The organism is Sphingopyxis sp. (genome assembly GCF_034380315.1).
GTDB lineage: Bacteria > Pseudomonadota > Alphaproteobacteria > Sphingomonadales > Sphingomonadaceae > Sphingopyxis.
Map to the genome: position 1 here is coordinate 172,944 of NZ_JAXMPB010000004.1, position 17,333 is coordinate 190,276.

The window sequence follows — 17,333 nt, forward strand, 5'->3', positions numbered from 1 at the left end:
GACGCTGCCGCGCATCCAATTCTCTTCCTCGACGTTCGCAAAGGAGCCGAAGGAGAAGATATGGAACCGCTGAACCCGCAATTGCTTTGGCCGATCGTCGCTGCGGTCGTGACCGGAGCGGTCATCGGTGCCGAGCGCGAATATCGTGCGAGCCCGGCGGGATTGCGCACCCATATCCTCGTGAGCCTGTCCTGCTGCCTGCTGATGCTTGCGGCGGTTCACCAGATGGCGTGGCTCAGCGAGACGCCGGTTGCCGTCATCCGCATCGATCCCGTGCGCATGGCGCACGGCATTCTGACCGGCATCGGCTTTCTGTGCGGCGGGGTGATCTTCCGCGAAGGCTTCAACGTCCGCGGCCTTACGACGGCGGCCTCGCTCTGGATGACGTCGACGCTCGGCATGCTCTTCGGCGTCGGCTTCTTCGAGCTTGCGATCCTCGGTGCGGTGGCCACGCTGTTCGTGCTCGCCGCCGTCACGATTACCGAGCGCCATGCTCCCCAACGGCGTATCGCGCATATCAAGGCCCGCTACCGCCGCAATGCGCCGGTCACGCGCGAGACTTTCAGCCTGTCGCTCGCCGACCGGAAGATGCGCGCGATCACGATCGAGCGCCGGGTGGAGGGCGACGCCCGGGAATATAGCGCGATCGTGGATGGCTATGAGGAAGACCGCGCCGACGCACTCGACGAAGTCTGGACCAACGATGAAGCGGTTCTGGGTTTCGACATCAAGCCCCAGCCCGGTTGAATCCCCGGCCCCGCTATCCCGCGACCGGGCACATTTCTGCCCTAAGGGATTTGCGCCCCCAAGTTGGTGCAATTGATCCAAGCCAAAACCCTCGAACGCCGCTAGGATGGCCAAAGACCATTCTCGGGGGAGAGGCGGAGTGAAGAAGTTCATTTTTGGCGCGTTGCTGATGGCGGCGCCGGGCGTCGCGCATGCCCAATCGAGCTGCGATGCTTACACTGGTACGACTGTTCAGCCGCAGACATTCGATCAGGCGATAGCGAGCATCCGCCCGGTTGCGCCGAAGGACGAGTTCGAGACCAGCGATGCCTACCGGGCGCGCCTCGCAGCCGCTGGCGGCGCCGGTCCCCTGATCATTTCGAAGAAGATCGAGGGCGCAGGGTATCTTGCTTACAATGCCGACAAGGGTGCGTTCGAAGTCAAAGCGTACCTGTTCGACAACACCAATTTCAACGCGTGGGACGCCTTTTACTACGCAAAGGTCACCGATCCCAAGGCCAGCACGATGAGCAATCTCGATGTTGTCATTTCGAGCAGCGACACGGTCACCGGCACCTATTCCGCACAAAATGGCTTCGGCGCGAAAACCAACGTCAGCAAGGTGACGCGGATCGAAAAGGCGATCTTCGAGAGCGAACCCGCCCGCTATGGCGAGGAACTGTTTTTCCAGAACAAGGATGCCATCGTTGGCGAAGTGCCGATGAGCGTTGCCGAGGCACAGGCCTTCAAACCGCAGGCGAAGATTGCTTTCGTCGCCGTGCCGAAGCTCCCCTATGTCGTGCGAGCCACATTCCCGACCGGCAAGACCACGATCAGCAACCCGACCGACCTCACGGTAAACTCAACGATACTGGTCGCCGACATCCAGTGCGGCCTGCTCATGAACGGGACCAACAAGGTGGTCGCGGCATTCAAGACCCGATGACGACAAGCGGAGAGAATGGCCCGGACGCGATGAACTCCGGCAGCAACGAAACACCACCAGAGCCATTCTCGGTCGTCGACGAACGCCAGCTCGTTCGGATCGAGGCGGTCCATCGGGGATTTCTCTATCAGCATCTATATGCGGTCGCCTGCCTTCTCCTCGCCGGAACGGCAGCAGTTCAGCGCATCGTCGTCGAGCGCGACGAGGATATCGAAGTCCAGCTTCCCGACGCTCGCATCTACGCACAGATCAAGACGCGGAACGACCTCCTCCAGCCGAGCGACATAGCGGGCACCCTCGAGCGTTTCGCCGACCTCAGGGCGGAGCATGAAAATGGAAAACGGCCGGGTACGGCGAGATTTGTAATCGCCACCAATGCCACACCATCGGCGTCACTCCTCAAGGCAATCGAGGCCCAGGACTGGCCCGCCGACGTCGAATTGCACTGGCCGGCCGGACCCGAGCCAAAGGACCAATGCCTTCCGCGGCCAGCGGATGACATCGCAGGGATGATCGGTCTTGGTTCGGAACTTGCCGACAAGCTTCCCTTCGCACTCCTTCGTCCGGAGACCCTGACGTGGAAGCTGGCCAGCCTCGTGATGTTCGCCGCCGCGGGAAGCCCGCCACGCGACGATCACAGCTTTTCCCGCGATGAGTTACCCGATCTGTTCGATCAGCTCGTGGTGCAGATGCAGGAACTTCCGGCTCCGCCCCCGGTATACCGCGCGCAGGTGGACGAGCCCGCGCTGCTCGGCGAGCAGCCGGCCCGCATCATCTCGGGTCTGTCTGGTTCCGGAAAGACCGCCTGGGTCGCCGAGTCCGCCCTTCATGCACCATTACCGGTGACCTATCTCGATGTCGGTGACACGCCCGGACCGGCACTGGCTTCGGCGCTGGCGCGTGAGGTCGCCGCACGAATGTTCGGCCGATCGGGCGACGCGCTCGGGGAAATTCTACTGCCCGGGTCCAGCGGGCTCGAAATGGTCGGAGCGCTGAGCATCAAGCTTGGCGAGGGGGGACTGCACGCCGATGTCGTAATCGACAATTGTCACCGGGTGCCCGCAAGCGACCTCATCGCAATCGTCAAACGCGCACCCAATCTGCGCTTCGTGCTGCTGGGCCAACCCGGTCCGGACATATCGGCGCTCGAGGCCGGGCTGAATATCCGAGCAGAAACGCTTGGCGGCTGGGATGAGGACACCATCGCGGCGGCCGTTCATGACGCCGGTTGCCGCTTGGACTTCAGCGACTGCGAGCGATTGTCGAGGATTACCGGCGGCCTGCCATTCTACGTACTCAATGCAGCGACGATCGCCGCCCGTGAGTATGGAGGCTCCATTCGCGCGTTCTGCGACGACATTGAGAGCCAGACGCATATTGTTGAAACTGCTCAGGAGATCATCCTGAGGCGGGCGTTTGAAGGCCTGCCGGCCGAGGACCGAGAGACCATCGCAATCCTCAGCCTCGCCGATGTTGCACTGTCGCGAAACGATGCGATCGACCTGCTTCGTAGTGCTTGCGGCATCGATGCCGGAGCGGCCGCTGCCAAGCTGCGATCCTTGCCGTCAACGGGCGCACTCGAAATTTTCGGCAACGCGGGGCTCAAAATCCACGACGCGGTCCGAATGCTAGGTAAGGCCAGCCTGACTGCTCGGGGCGCTGAGTTCGAGACGAGTGCATTCACCGCGCTCCAGCGCGTGATCATCGCATCGATCAGGACGGATTGGAGTCTGGCGAAGTTCGGACTGCTTATCCGCCTCTTCGGCTTGTTGGGAGACGGACGTATCCTCGTCCAGTTCGCGACCGATGAATTGTTTCATGAACTCGGTGTCTGGCCTGAGATTGAACCCTTTCTGTTGGCGATTGCATCTGACCCGCATGGAGACCCAGAGACGCGTCTGTGGGCGCTCGACGGTTTGGTCTTCAATGACCTTCGTGAAGGCCAGTTCGACGCTGCTAAATCGCGGATCGACGAGATGGAAGCTCTTCTGGGGGCACATGGTCTCGGTGAAGATGAGTGGCTTGCATGGGGCATGAAGCGCATGTTGCTCATGTCTGAACAGGGTGACAGGGACGGCGTCGTCTCAATGCTGGACGAGGTTGAGAAACGCCTGCCGGACAAGCCAGAGCATTTACGCATCTTTCGGTACAATCGAGCCTTGGCATTGTTCAAGCTAGGCGATCGTGATGCCGCGGTCAGCGAAGCCAGCGCCCTCATCGCCGAATATTATGCGGAGCTAGGGCTGACACCTGATGACGTGATAGGCCGCAATGCCCCTGAGCTGCGACGGCTTCTCCCGCAGGGCGAAGACATAACCGACACCTTGAAGCATATCGCCGACAGTCACGATCTTCTCGCGCAGGCGATCGGGAGACGTAGCCCCCGGTCGAACCTCGCCCGCATCCATGCGATGAAGTTCTACGAGCTGTCTCAATCCTATCAGTCCTTTGTCCGCGTCGGCCTTGATCTCGTCGACGAGCTAGTTTGGGTGAATGATTTCATCGCCGCGAGGGAAACCCTTGAACGGAATATCTTCCCGGTTCTTCAAGGCGCTGGCCTAGCGGGTCGGGTGCTTGAGGCGCGCGCTCTCTATGCTGTCGTGCTCGCCTACTGCGGCGACCACCAAGCGGCAGAAAACGAAGTAGCACGCCTACTGCCGTTCGAGGATGCAATGGAGCCGAACCATCGACGGGCCTTTCAGGAACAGAAGGCAATTATCCGGCGGGTGCGGCTTCAGGGTGGACCACCTCAACGCCGCGTCGATATTCCAGCAGCGCTACAGGCACTCTTTGATCAACGCCGTGGCGCACACCGAAGCGTCGAACCGCGGAAGAAGGTCGGCCGCAACGAACACTGCCCATGCGGCTCGGGAAGGAAGTTCAAACTTTGCCACGGGCGGTGATCAGGACGTGACCCGCTATGTCGCCGGCGAACTCACGGCGCCCTCAAGCTGGCGGATGCGCTCTTCGCAGATGAGACGGACGATCCGAGCCAGCTCGTCGACCCGTTCGCCGAGCCAGGCCAGCTCATCCTCGCTAATCCGATAATGCTTGGAATAGCGCGCCTTGATGTAGGCCTCCTTGAGCTTTTCGAAACGCGATCGATCGGCTTTGGCTTCTCGGGGCCAAGCATCGATCAGCCGCGAATCCATTCCTTCGGCTTGGGTACGTAGGAACGCTAAGTTGTGGACGTGCGGCGCGTAGGACCTGACGGTTAGCAGGGCACAGTTGTAGTATCGCTCGGTTGCTTGGTGGAGCTGAAACGCGGCATTGTTCCACCATCCCTCCGAAATCGAACTCCGATAGTGATGCATGAACTGCCCACCGCTGGGAAACCATTCCTCATAGTATTCCCGTGCCATTTCCAACGCTGCATGCGGCGTCATCGGCTTGGGCTCGGCGAGCTCCTTCCCGTCGGCCTCGTAGAGCGCAATGCCGTCCCGCGCGATGTCGATGAAGAAGTAGCGTCCCTGCGTGAGACCCGCGTTCGCCTCGTCGAGGCTGTGAACAATGAAGTTCACCGGCGTGCGCAGATGTTTGGTCACAGACAGCTCGCGAATGAGCCGATCATCGAGCTTCGACCAATAGTCGGCGCGATCGGTAAGGCGCTTGTCGTTGACGATGATCAGAAGGTCGTAATCCGACTGATAGCCCTTCGCGGTGTGCGGCTCATCGACCCATCCGCCCCGCGCATAGCTGCCGTAGAGGATGATCTTGGCGATGCGCCCCTTCTTTTTCCAGCCCTGCGTCGCGAGCGCCAGCGCATCCTCGAATTCCTCGAAGATGATCTGGACGACGCGCTCGATTTCGCGCTGCTTGTGCGGGGGAAGGTGCTCGAGACTGGTCTGCATTGCGGTCACCCTAACAAGGTGGCGGCACCCTTGCACCCCGAGATTGAACCGGGATGCGACGGGACCGTAAAGGAGGCCCGGTCAGTCGACCGGACTCCAAAGAATGGCGAAGACGTCGTCGCGGTCCTGTCCGGCCGCTCGGCCAAGATTGGCGTACATGCGCCGCGGACCGAATTCAGGCGTCGCGAAGGAGAGCGACACATAGGGACGTCCGGACACCTCGCCGACGCGGATCCAGCCGGCCCCGATCTCGACGCCATCGGACCAGACACGATAGTCGGGCTGGATGTCGTTGGTCTTGCCCTGGTTGCGGCGGACCTCGATCGGCGCCTTGATGGAAAGGGTGATCAGCTGGCCCGCAAAGCCCTTCTCGATGCTGCCGCTGACGATGCCGATGCTCGGCATGATATTTCTCCCGCTCGCGCTCCGCGGGATCATCCCGGGAGTGCAGCCGGACAGGACGGCGGTTCTAGGCAGCCGCGCACCCGCAGGGCCGAAGCGAAGCGGCGGAGCCGGGCGGAGCCCGGCTTGCGCTGCTGCCGCCGCCGACCAGGTTGGCGCAGCTCACCGGGGCCCCGCGCGACGCGAACGGAGATGAGCCCAGCGCCTGGCATAGGCGGAAAAGCCCTATGAGAAGGGCGGCCCGCTCAACGCCTCTTCTCGGCGTCGAGCGAGGCCTGTATAGCCGCCGCGCAAGGTCGAATTTCGGCCTTGCCGTCCTCTCGCTTCCATACAGGATCCCGCCGATGTCGTGGCCAACCGGTACGCGCGCACTTCTGCTCCACAACGCGAAAGCGCGGCAGGGTGAGGCCGCTTTGCAGCCTGTTCGCGATCGACTGGAATCCGGCGGACTCGCTGTGACTGTCGAACCGTTCGAGAGCCTGCCCGAGATTGCGCGTGACGTAACGAGGTTGCACCGTGAGGCCAATCTTGTCGTGGTGTGTGGCGGGGACGGATCGATCTCGTCTGCGGCGCCGGCGATCATCGAAAGCGGCCTGCCACTCGGGATCATTCCCGCGGGCACGGCGAACGATCTCGCGCGCACGCTGTCGATCCCGCTCGATTTCGGAGCGGCGGCGGATGTTATCGTCGATGGCCACAAGAGACCGATCGACGTCGGCACCGTCAACGGCCATGCCTTCTTCAACGTCGCCAGCATCGGGCTCAGCAGCGAACTGGCGCAGAAGCTCGATCCCGCGATCAAGAAGCGGTTTGGCCGCCTGGGATATGCGGTCGCCGCTTTGCGGATTCTCGCGGGCGCCGACCGGTTCCGGGCGAAGATCATCGAGAAGGGCCGCAGCATCGAAGTCGGGACATATCAAATCGCGATCGGGAATGGCCGGCTCTACGGCGGCGGCAATATTGTCGAAGAGAATGCCGCTATCGACGATGGCACGCTCGACCTCTACAGCCTCGAAATGCGCAACCTATGGAAGCTCGCGCTCATGCTCCGCGCCTTCCGCTCGGGCACGCATGGGGCATGGAAGGAAGTGCGCACCGCGCGCTGCGTCGAGTTCGATATCGATACCCGCAGGCCCATGCCGATCAACACCGATGGCGAGATCGTGACCGCGACGCCGGCTCACTTCAAGGTGCTGCCTCGCGCAATCTCAGTGATCGCGCCGTGCGACTGTTTGCTGACGCCACGCCAGTTTCCGATGTATCATCACTAATTCGCCTACGCGCGACTTGGGAGAGATTGATGCAAGAGATGGTTCGGAAGAAAATGCTGGCTCTTCGCGAGGGCCTTCTCGCCGCATACCGTGACAGCCAAGACTATCCGTCACCCGTCTCCGGGAGAGAGCGCGAAATATTCCTCCACAACCTGCTGGATGAGGTTCTTCCTGCTCATTTCAGGGTGGGCTCGGGCGTCATCACCGACAGATACTCCAGTACCACTGGCCAAATCGATTTGGTGGTCGAGCTTCCCGTTAGTCTGAGCTTTCCCGTCGTGGGCGAGAACAGGCTCTATTTCGCCGATACAGTAGGAGCCGCAATAGAGGTGAAATCGGACCTTTCAAAGCAGTGGGCTGAGGCGGAAAAGAAGCTGATTGAGGTGAATGGGCTCGTTAACCAGGCACGCCCGAAAAAGGGGGAGTTTGCAGTTTGGTCCAATTACCAGGTCCCATTCTTTGTGGTGGCGTACAGAGGTCCAAAAACGATCAAAACCGTTGAAAAGAAATTCCGGCCACGCGAAATTTTCCCTCCGGCGGGGGTTTACATCATCGAGAGTAACATTTTCATCGGGTACCGCGACGGCTGGCTGACCGCAAAGGGAGCGGAGCACGCAATGCTCGCCTTCATCACCGCTCTCTATGATGCTGTGAGCAAGCAGGAACAAAGGCCGCTCGACCTGCTTGCGTATAGCTGACGCGCTAGACCTGCATCTTCGGACGTCTACTCTCCATTGCGACCGAATGGGCGTTGTCCGCCGCAAATAGACTCGATCTGGACCTATCTTCACGGCCGCGGCTTGCATGACGGTACGGCGCGGCTATGCTCGGGGGTGCATCGGGCTCGAGGCGCACGGTGCCAGGCGTGAGAACCTGCATAGCTTGATTGATCTTTTCCATCCCTGCCGGGTGGCCGCTGCGCATGTCCAAGCCTCCGGGCTAAAGGCGGCGGCGCTTGTTCGCTAAGCAAGTTCTCAACGCCCGGCTTTGCCGCCTTCGCCTGAACGGGAAGGCAGTGGCATGGATTTTGAGGACAAGGATAACGGCAGAACCGGCTTAGCCGGCGGCGACCCGCTGCCGCCGGAGGAGTGGGAGCTGACCGGCCGCACTGCCCGGATCGAGGCCATCTATGCCGAGCATCATCCCCAGTTGACCCGCTTCTTCCGCCGGCGCGCTGCGAACCAGGACGTCGGCGATCTCGTGCAAGAGGTCTTCAGCCGCTTCGCGAGCGCCCGCGGCGGCCTCGCCACCCTGATCGAGCGCCCGAGTGCGTATCTCGTCAAAAGTGCGCGGATGCTGCTCGCGGAATATGCCCGTGCCGACGGCCGCCGTCACACGGATCGCCACGACAGCTTCGGCGACGAACATGAGGGCGCGGTCGACCCGCAGGACGCGCTCGAAGCCCGCGACGTACTACGCCGGGCAGAAAGAGCCATTTCGAGGCTATCTCCGCTCACGCGCGAGATTTTCCTGATGCACAGGTTCGATGGCCTCCGCTATCCCGAGATTGCTCGAATCAAGGGAATCAGCGTGAAGACGGTCGAAAGCCACATGACCAAAGCGCTAGCCGCCATCAAGCGCGCGCGGGGCAAGCAGTGAGCCGGGCGGACAGCGAAGCCACCGCCTGGCTCGACATAATGATGGGTCCCGATGCCGGAGAGCATCAGGCCGCATTCGACGCGTGGCTGGCCGACCCCGAAAATGCCCGCGCCTATGCAGAGGCGAAGGACAATTGGAGCTATGCGGCCGATATGTCGCGCGCGCGGATCGAGGCCGGTGCCCGCCAGGAACAGAAGACACGCGAGCCCGGCGGTTATCGCTGGGCGTTCGCAACGATCATCGTTGCCCTGATCGCGGGCGTTTTCGCCTGGCAGGTGCTGCGAAACAACGGCGACCAGCCCATCGTCGCGGTCAACGACCGGCAGGGCGAGAGCCAGCTGGCTGACGGAACCCGGGTCACCCTGATGGATGGCGCCGAGATCGAGACGCGTTTCTCCGCTGGCGAGCGACGTGTGATCCTTCGCGGAGGTCGGGCGCGGTTCGAGGTGGCCCATGATGCGGCGCGCCCGTTCCTCGTCGAAGCGGGCGACTCCCTGACCCGCGCGCTTGGCACGATCTTCGAAATCGACCTGCGGAACGATGTGCCGCGGATCGCCCTTGTTGAAGGATCGGTCGAAGTCCGACGCCGCGATGGCGGCGAGACGCTCCGACTGCGTCCCGGCGAGCGCGCCGAAGTGCGATCGACGGGACCGAAGCCCGTGGCGGACGAACCCGCCGCCGCGCCGACGGCCTCGCTTTGGGCGGAAGACTTGCCGCTCGGCGCGATCATCGAGCGGGCAAACCGCGAGAGCGGCGTCAATATCCGGCTCGCCGATCCGGGGCTTGCGTCGCTGAAGGTCACTGGCCGCTTCGACATGACGAAGGCGGTTCCGCTTGCGCGCAAGCTCGCGGCCGCCTTGCAGCTCGAAGTCGAGATCGCGCCAGACGGACCCATAATTCGGAAATCCGCAGCCGCGACCTGATCCAAATTTGCCATAGGGTGTTCTACCGAGGCGTCATTTCTTTCCTTCAGACGGCCAAAACCGGCCGCATGGGAGGGATGAATGATCATCAAATATTTCGCGGCGATCCTGGCCACGGGCGTGTCGGCCACTGCGCTCTATGCCCCGGCTGCATGTGCTCAAGGCACGCAGCAGACTTATGACATTGCGCCGCAGAAACTCAGCGACGCGCTCCGGCAATATTCCGATATCTCCGGCCGCGAGGTGGTTGCCGCTTCGAGCCTGCTCCAGGGCCAGCGCAGCGCCCGCGTGCGCGGGCGCCTCTCCCCCGACGCCGCCCTCTCGCGTCTCCTTTCCGGCACCGGCCTGACGGTCGAACTCGTTGAAGGCGCCTGGGTTCTTCGAGAGGGAAACGGCGATGCAGCGGTGGCTGGATCGACTGACGGCGCAGGCGAAGCGATCGTCGTCACCGGATCGCGCATTCGCGGGGCGGGTCCCGTCGGCTCGCCGATGACCGCCCTCGACCGCGATGCGATCGAGAAGAGCGGCTATAGCACCGTCCAGCAGCTCATCCAGTCGCTGCCGCAGAATTTCGGCGGCGGTCCCACCGAAACGACACTCGGCGCGACGACGCGCAACGGCGCCGGTAGCGATGCGACCTATGGGTCGAGCATCAACCTGCGCGGGCTGGGCGCCTCCTCGACGCTCGTCCTGATCGACGGCGCGCGGCCCGCGCTCGGCGGCATCGGCGGTGTCTTTGCCGACATCTCGCTTATTCCGATGAGCGCGGTCGAACGGATCGAGGTGCTGACCGATGGTGCTTCGGCCATCTATGGCGCGGACGCGGTGGGCGGCGTGGTCAATGTGCGGCTGCGCAGCCGCTTCGAGGGTGCCGAGACGATCCTTCGCGCCGGAACAGCAGATGGCGATATGACCGAAGTCCAGTTCGGCCAGCTTTTCGGAAAAAGCTGGGACGGGGCGCATCTGACCCTCGCCTATCAATATTCGCAGCGCGGCGCGCTCGCCGCCCGCAAGCGCGATTTCGCGACCGAGGACCTCCGCCCCTTCGGCGGTCCCGATTTTCGCTCGACCTTTGCCGTGCCGGGCACGATTACCGCGGCCAACGGACAGATCTTCGGCATTCCCGCGGGGCAGGATGGACGCAATCTCGACGCTGCGGCCCTTCTCGCCGGGGTGCAGAATCGCCGCGACGCGCGCGCCGAGAGCGAGTTGCTGCCGCGACAGCGCACGCATAGCGTCTATGCCGCCGGCGAGTTCGACCTGACCGACAGCCTGACCTTCCGCGCCAATCTGCTCGCGGCCGAACGTCGCTATCGCAAGGTCGGCATCGGCGATTTCCTCCAGGCCGCGACCGTGCCCGTGACCAATCCCTATTATGTCGACCCGATCGGAACCAACCAGCCGGTGACTGTCGCCTATAGCTTCGTGAATGATCTTGGTCCGCAGCTCGACGTCGGCCGGGTTCGCGGTATCACGACAAATGCCAGCCTCGAGCAGGCATTCGGTGATTGGCGGGTGCAGCTTGGCGGCACTTACGGCCGCCAGAAGGGCAAGGCCGAGACGATCAATGCGACGAACCGCGCGCGCCTCCGCGCCGCATTGGCCGACACCAATCCGGCAACCGCCTTCAATATCTTCGGCGCCGGCAGCGCCAACAACCCGGCAACGATCGCGAGCATCAGGGGCAGCTATTCCACGCTGGATGATTATGAAAGCTGGTCGGCGGCGCTGCGCGGCGATGGGCCACTTTTCCGGCTTCCCGGCGGCGATGTCCGGCTCGCCATCGGCGCTGAATACCGCCGCGAACGCTATCGCTACACGACGACGAACGACATCAGCTTCGCTGCGCCGCTCATCGAACCACTCGCCGGCCTCCCCGGACCGCGCCACGTCAAATCGGCCTATGCCGAACTGCTCGTGCCGATCTTCGGCGCAGACAATGCGGTGCCCGGAATCCGCAAACTCGACCTCTCGCTCGCGGGACGGATAGAGGACTACAACCAGTTCGGGCGGACCACCAATCCGAAGCTCGGCGTGCGCTGGGAGATTGCCGATGGCTTTGCGCTTCGCGGCTCCTACGGCACCTCCTTCCGCGCCCCGGCGTTCGACGAGCTGATCGGCCCCGCGGTTTCGCTCTACACGACCTTCGTGTCGGCGGACCCGGCATCGCCGACCGGCTTTTCCAATGTCCTCGCGCTGTTCGGCTATGCGCCCGGCATTGGCCCCGAAGAGGCCACGACATGGACCGCGGGCTTCGATATTGCCCCGCCGTCGCTGCCCGGTCTCAAGGCATCGCTCACCTATTATGACGTCGACTACAAGAACCGCATAGGCACCGCGAGCGAGGATTTCCTCCGTTTCCTCTCCAACCGCGACGTGTTTGGAGGGGTCATCATAGACAATCCTCCGCTCGCACTCGTGCAAAGCTATTTCAACGCACCAACCTTCAGCAATCCGTTCGGGCTCGCGCCGACCGATATCGTGGCGATCCTCGACGGGCAAATCCGCAACCTGTCGGCTGTGCGGCAGCGCGGGCTCGATTTCGATGTCGGCTACGCGCCCGAAGTCGCGGGCGGCATCATTGACGTCGGACTGGCAGGCAGCCACATCTTCTCGATCGACAGGCAGCTGACTCCCGGGGCACCCGCGACCGATGTCGTGGGAACCTACGGCAACCCAGCCAAATGGCGGCTGCGCGGCCGACTTGGCTGGTCAAGGGGCGGCTTCTCCGCCAACGCCTTCGTCAACCATATCGATGGCTACACGAACCAGATCGTCACTCCGGTCGAACAGGTCAAGTCATGGACAACGGTAGACCTGACGATCGCGCAGCGCATCGGCAACGGCGAGGGTGACCGCGGTCTCACGCTTGCACTTAGCCTTCAAAATCTGTTCGACCTCGACCCGCCCTATGTGACCAATCGCAGCAATACCTCGGCCCTCGGCTACGACCCCGAGAAGGCCAATCCGCTCGGGCGGATGATTTCGCTGCAGGCGACCGTTCGGTGGTAGAACGCGCCGCAGTGGCACTTCTCCTGCTGGCCGCGGCATCGCCCGCGGCCAGTCAGACGACCCCGCGCGAGATCGCGGAGACCGCCGACATATCAGGCCTCTCTGCCTCGCCGGACGGCAAATGGGTCGTTTACCGCATCGAACGGCCATCGACGGCCAGCAACCGGATCGACGTCGACTGGTATCTCGTCGGGAGCGACGGCACGGCGCCCCCGCGCGCGCTCGGCCGGCTCGGCACGGCGATGTGGAACGACGTCGGCACCGTGACACCCGGCGAGGCCAAATGGTCCGCCGACAGCAAGACGATCATCGTGCGGGCGCTGGTCGATGGCCGTGTCGCGCTCTGGCGAAGCGATATCGACGGATCGGGTTTCACCCGCCTCGTCGAGCGCGAGGGCGATATCGAGACCTTCGCTATTGCCCCCGATGGCGCCCTCATTTTCAGGGAGGGACCGGCGCGCGGCGAAATCATCCGCGCGGAAGAAGTCGAACGCGAGAGCGGTGTTTTGGTAGACGGCAAGACGGACCTCGCACAGCCACTTTTCCGCGGCGCGCTGATCAACGGGCGACCGGCCACACAGCGTTTCTCGGGTGAGTGGTTCGACCGTGTGCCGCTGTTGGCGGATCGTCCGCGGAGCGTCTTCCGCTTCGATCTTGCGACAGGCTCGGCAGAGCCCCCCGATGCCCCGGATTTGGAGGCACTCACACCGCCCGCCGAAACGCCAGCACCGCAAGCGCTTGAGGCTCTCCTTCGCGCGCATGATGCCTGCTCGGAGCCGGCGGGATGCAATGGCTTCGCTTGGCGCCTGACCTCGATGACGCCGCTTGCCGACGGGCGCATCGCCGTGGCCGTTCGCGACAATGGCTTCCGGCAGAAACTGTTCCTGTGGAGCGCGGCCGATGCGACCCTCTCACCCCTCGCCGCCTCGACTGGCCTGATCTCGGGTGGCCGCGACGAAACTGTCCCGTGCGCCGCGTCGAACTCCGCGCTCTATTGCGTCGAGGCGGGGGCCAAGGTGGCGCCACGCCTGGTGCGCTTCGCTTTCGACGGCACGAAGACGATCGTCGATACTCCCAATCCAGATCCTGACCGCGATGGGCTCCTTGCCGAAAGTATCGCATGGCAGGTGAGCGGCAGCCGTGCGTCGGGCGTGTTCATTCGCCCGAAGATCCCCGGGCGGCTGCCGCTCTTCGTCACCTATTATCGTTGCTCCGGATGGCTACGCGGCGGCCTTGGCGACGAATGGCCGCTTCGTGCGCTCGCTGCGAACGGCATCGCCGCTCTCTGCATCAATGCGAGACCGGGCGGCGCTTCCGCCCGCGCAAGCTACGAGATCGGTCTCGAAACCGTTCGCGCCGCGATCGGATATCTCGCGGAGCACGGCGACATCGATCCCGCGCGTGTCGGAATGGGGGGACTCAGCTTCGGCAGCGAGGTGAGCATGTGGACCGCGACGCACAGCGATCTGCTCAGGGCGGTGTCGATCGCCTCGGTGCAGATGGAGCCGGCCTATTACTGGTTCAATGCCCGGCCGGGGCGCGAAATGTTCACGGCAAATCTTCAAGCGCATTGGAAGCTCGGACCGCCCGACCAGGACAGCGCCGCGTGGCGGAATATGTCGGCCGCATCCAATCTCGACCGCCTCAAGGCGCCGGTGCTCATGCAACTCCCCGAACATGAGGCGCGGCTGGCGATCGAACTGCAAAGCAAGCTGGCGTCGGCTCGAATGGGCGAAATGCACATCTTCCCCTTCGCGCCGCATATCAAGGTGGAGCCACGCCAGAAGCTGGCGGCCTATCAGCGCAATCTCGACTGGTTTCGCTATTGGCTAACGGGAGCCATCGATCCCGATCCGGCAAAGGTGCAACAGTATCAGCGCTGGTCGACGCTTGGCCCGCACTCGAACGCGGCTTCGGTCGACCGGACCCAGCGTTCGGCGTCGGCGATTTCGAGCAGCCGGAAATAGTCGAAATTGCCGTCCAGATTGTCGCGTGCGAAATAGGCCTCTATCGATGGCAGGTCGAGGAGGCCGCGATCCGCCAGCCGCCCGCCGAGCAATAGCTCGCGCAGCGCCGGCCGCTGCTTGAGATAGGCCGCCACGCATAGAGACTCGATCCGCCCCTTTCCCCGGCGCCACACCACCTCGGGCGGCAAACGATCGGCGAAAGCCGCGCGGGCGATGGCCCTGTCGCGTCCTCCGGACACCCACGTCCAGCTCGGCACCTCCAGGCAGAATTCGACGACCGGCTGCGAAAGCAGCGGCGCGACGACGTCGCGATCATACCATCGCCCGGGCCGGTCGAGAAAATCGAGGATGCGCCGTATCGCCTCGACGTGATTGCGCTTCGCTTGCGAGGCAGCTGCTCCGCCCTCATCCCATGGATGCCGAAATGGCTCGTCGGGGACCGCATCCGGCGCCAGGAAACTATAATCCCGTTCCCAATGCTGGCGCGGCCCCTTCCACCATGCCCGCCAGGACAGCTTTGCGGCATCCCACAGCGAAGCGTTCGACGCCCGGGCGACGTCGCGCATAGCGGTGAACGCGCGCCGGCCAAGGCCGAAATGGCTCGCGGCATCGAGGATCGGGGCGACGGTGTTGTCGAAGGCGAAGACATTGTCTCCGCCGATGCCCCCGACTATCGAGACGTCGCGCTCACCGACCGCCGCATCGAAGGCTCGATCAATCCCGCCGAGCACGGCATAGGCGCCGGGTCGGAAATGCCGATGCGCAGGCGGTGCCGCGAGGTCGATCAGCCGGTCGTCATGCTCGACCTCGCAAAGTGCCATGCCGCAGCGCTCCGCCACCGCCCGGGCGTAGGGCCGTTCGTCGCCATCGGCATCGAGGGTCGCAAAGGTTATCGCCGAGCATTCCGCGCCCGCGTTCGCGAGGGTGGCCGCAACGATCGACGAATCCAGCCCGCCGGAGAGCTCGAGGACGATATCGCGCCGTGATGCTGTCAAAGCCGATGTGCACGCAAGGAGTTGCCGCTCGAGCGCCGACGCCAGTTCCGAAGCGGAGACGAAGTTCGGCTTGTCGACATGGTCCCACGGCGTCCATGTCTGTTCGATAGCCAGCTCGCCGCCGTCGAGTGCCAGCCGCGACCCCGGTAGCAATTCGGCGCAGCCGGCCAAGCCGGTGCGCTCGGTCCTCAAATTCCGAAAAGCCAGGCAATGCGCAACGAACGTCCAGTCGATGCCGCGCGCGATCGCCAGGCCATCGAGTAGCGGCAAATGGCTCGCGCAGACGATCCCGTCCCTGTGCCGCGCCCAGTAGAGCGGCATACCGGTCATCGGCGCGCGTTCGATAAAAAAGCGCGAACCATTCTGACAGAAGGCGAGAAAATTGCCCCACCCCTCGCCGGTCTCTGCAATGGAGCTGCCACGACGCGAAAAAATGTCTCCGACGATGAACGATCCATCGGCGATCCGGCGCGCCCGCAGTTCGCGCCCGGCGTACAATGACAGGCCCGGGAAGGTCTCGATCGGCAGCAGCTGGTTTCGATGCGCCGCTTCGCCGATCCCGGCGCGTCGCTCCCCGAAGAAGGCGAGGACGCCGCGCTTCATCCGACAACCAGGATCGGAGTGAAGTTGCGAGCTTCCGCAGCTGTGCCGGTTAGCACGGTCGAAGGCGTCTGGAGCCAGCTATGTGCCGCAAATGGATGCGTGCGCACGCCGAAAACGAGCGTTGCCCGGAGGTTTCGCGCGAGGAGGATGTGATCGAGGGCAAGCGCGTCCACGAGGCAGCGAGGGGAGATTGGCGCAATCCAGCGGCTCGCGGCATAGCGGGCCGCGATCGATATGATGTCGCTTTCATCATCTACGTCGGAGATGGTGCGCTTTTTCTCGGCCAGACGGGCGATGGTGCCTGCTATCTGCGAAGGCCGCATCGCCCGGCGCGCCCAGTAGAGTGCGCGGGTCGCCGAAATGCCCGCGCCAATGCCGAACCCGTCGTCTCGTGCCGCAAGGTCCTTGCCGGCAACGTCCACATTGGCAGGGTCGAGGCAGCGGCCGCCCTCGGCTCGGGCCAGCAGTCCGCTCCGGACGAGCGAGGTCATTGCCTCGCTGTCGTTCGGCTCCCCGGCGCGCAAGCGTTCGAACGACGCCCGATCGGCGCCGCGAAGTGCAAAATAGCGATCACGAGCGAGGTCGAGGAAAACGAGCTCGCCGCCCGTTTCACAATATCCGATACCCGGTGCCAGCGCCCAGCTCATGGTCCTATGCAGAAGCGGGAGCCGCGATAGGCGCGGCTCCCGGGTCCTGCTCAGTCCTGTGCCAGGCCGGCAACATGCACCCGCCCGCCCATTTCGAAGCCGACACCCCAGTCGCCCGCGGTGTCGTCGCTGACGCTGCCGAGTTCGACGAGATTTTCCGTGTCGCGTTCCATAGTCACATCCTCCGTCGTCCGGATTGGAAGGGTCCCGGGAGCCGGCGTGAGACGGCTCCCGGTCCAGCGATCATTCCTGGCTCAGGCCGGGAATGTTCTGAAGGCCGCCCTGTTCGAAGGGCAGACCCTTCTGGCCGGCGGTGTCGCGGGTGACGGCGCCGAGTTCGACGAGGTCGTTGGTTTCACGATCCATGACCGTTTCCTTTCCGAATGCCGCG

The 17,333-nt window shown here is 63.5% G+C and carries 15 protein-coding genes; 9 read left to right on the forward strand and 6 right to left on the reverse strand.

Translation table 11 applies throughout. From position 1 onward, the window contains the following. The first annotated feature begins 60 nt into the window (after nucleotides 1-60). The 3 genes from U0S50_RS09005 (at nucleotide 61) to U0S50_RS09015 (ending at nucleotide 4,575) form a co-directional block, all read left to right on the forward strand. Nucleotides 61-747, forward strand: coding sequence for an MgtC/SapB family protein (locus tag U0S50_RS09005; RefSeq protein WP_322308442.1), 687 nt, complete (start codon nucleotides 61-63; stop codon nucleotides 745-747). A gap of 139 nt (nucleotides 748-886) precedes the next feature. Then, complete coding sequence (locus tag U0S50_RS09010) at nucleotides 887-1,672, forward strand: hypothetical protein (protein ID WP_322308443.1); 786 nt, start codon at nucleotides 887-889, stop codon at nucleotides 1,670-1,672. Nucleotides 1,673-1,701: 29 nt separating this feature from the next. Further along, complete coding sequence (locus tag U0S50_RS09015) at nucleotides 1,702-4,575, forward strand: SEC-C metal-binding domain-containing protein (protein WP_322308444.1); 2,874 nt, start codon at nucleotides 1,702-1,704, stop codon at nucleotides 4,573-4,575. Between the two features lie 15 nt (nucleotides 4,576-4,590). Here U0S50_RS09015 and U0S50_RS09020 read toward each other — a convergent pair whose 3' ends face one another. Then, nucleotides 4,591-5,523, reverse strand: coding sequence for a HEPN domain-containing protein (locus tag U0S50_RS09020; RefSeq protein ID WP_322308715.1), 933 nt, complete (start codon nucleotides 5,521-5,523; stop codon nucleotides 4,591-4,593). A gap of 81 nt (nucleotides 5,524-5,604) precedes the next feature. Beyond that, a complete protein-coding gene (locus U0S50_RS09025; protein WP_322308445.1) occupies nucleotides 5,605-5,928 on the reverse strand; it encodes a DUF736 domain-containing protein in 324 nt (107 codons plus the stop codon). Nucleotides 5,929-6,269: 341 nt separating this feature from the next. Here U0S50_RS09025 and U0S50_RS09030 point away from each other — a divergent pair, with 341 nt between their 5' ends. The 6 genes from U0S50_RS09030 to U0S50_RS09055 all read left to right on the forward strand — a co-directional run bounded on the left by U0S50_RS09030 (nucleotide 6,270) and on the right by U0S50_RS09055 (nucleotide 14,697). Beyond that, nucleotides 6,270-7,196: a lipid kinase gene (locus tag U0S50_RS09030; RefSeq protein ID WP_322308446.1), complete on the forward strand. Its 927-nt coding sequence runs from the start codon at nucleotides 6,270-6,272 to the stop codon at nucleotides 7,194-7,196. Nucleotides 7,197-7,225: 29 nt separating this feature from the next. After that, nucleotides 7,226-7,894, forward strand: coding sequence for a DUF6602 domain-containing protein (locus U0S50_RS09035; RefSeq protein WP_322308447.1), 669 nt, complete (start codon nucleotides 7,226-7,228; stop codon nucleotides 7,892-7,894). A 322-nt stretch (nucleotides 7,895-8,216) separates the two neighbouring features. Next, nucleotides 8,217-8,795 (forward strand): RNA polymerase sigma factor, encoded by a 579-nt coding sequence (locus U0S50_RS09040; protein ID WP_322308448.1) that lies wholly within the window; start codon nucleotides 8,217-8,219, stop codon nucleotides 8,793-8,795. Continuing rightward, a complete protein-coding gene (locus U0S50_RS09045; RefSeq protein ID WP_322308449.1) occupies nucleotides 8,792-9,718 on the forward strand; it encodes a FecR family protein in 927 nt (308 codons plus the stop codon). Before U0S50_RS09040 ends, U0S50_RS09045 begins: the two co-directional genes overlap by 4 nt. A gap of 81 nt (nucleotides 9,719-9,799) precedes the next feature. Then, entirely contained in the window at nucleotides 9,800-12,730 is a 2,931-nt protein-coding gene (locus U0S50_RS09050) for a TonB-dependent receptor (RefSeq protein WP_322308450.1), read from the forward strand. 11 nt (nucleotides 12,731-12,741) lie between these two features. Continuing rightward, nucleotides 12,742-14,697 (forward strand): Atxe2 family lasso peptide isopeptidase, encoded by a 1,956-nt coding sequence (locus U0S50_RS09055; protein WP_322308451.1) that lies wholly within the window; start codon nucleotides 12,742-12,744, stop codon nucleotides 14,695-14,697. Here the strand turns inward: U0S50_RS09055 and U0S50_RS09060 are convergent. The 4 genes from U0S50_RS09060 to U0S50_RS09075 form a co-directional block, all read right to left on the reverse strand. Next, nucleotides 14,604-16,295 carry an asparagine synthase-related protein gene (locus tag U0S50_RS09060; protein ID WP_322308452.1) on the reverse strand — a complete coding sequence of 564 codons (1,692 nt, stop codon included), beginning with the start codon at nucleotides 16,293-16,295 and terminating at the stop codon, nucleotides 14,604-14,606. The genes U0S50_RS09055 and U0S50_RS09060 overlap by 94 nt on opposite strands. Then, on the reverse strand, nucleotides 16,292-16,942 hold the full coding sequence (locus U0S50_RS09065; protein ID WP_322308453.1) for a lasso peptide biosynthesis B2 protein: 651 nt from the start codon (nucleotides 16,940-16,942) through the stop codon (nucleotides 16,292-16,294). The genes U0S50_RS09060 and U0S50_RS09065 overlap by 4 nt, the downstream gene beginning before the upstream one ends. A 50-nt stretch (nucleotides 16,943-16,992) precedes the next feature. Beyond that, nucleotides 16,993-17,115: a benenodin family lasso peptide gene (locus U0S50_RS09070; RefSeq protein WP_322308454.1), complete on the reverse strand. Its 123-nt coding sequence runs from the start codon at nucleotides 17,113-17,115 to the stop codon at nucleotides 16,993-16,995. Between the two features lie 70 nt (nucleotides 17,116-17,185). Next, nucleotides 17,186-17,308: a benenodin family lasso peptide gene (locus U0S50_RS09075; protein ID WP_322308455.1), complete on the reverse strand. Its 123-nt coding sequence runs from the start codon at nucleotides 17,306-17,308 to the stop codon at nucleotides 17,186-17,188. Between the last annotated feature and the right edge of the window lie 25 nt (nucleotides 17,309-17,333).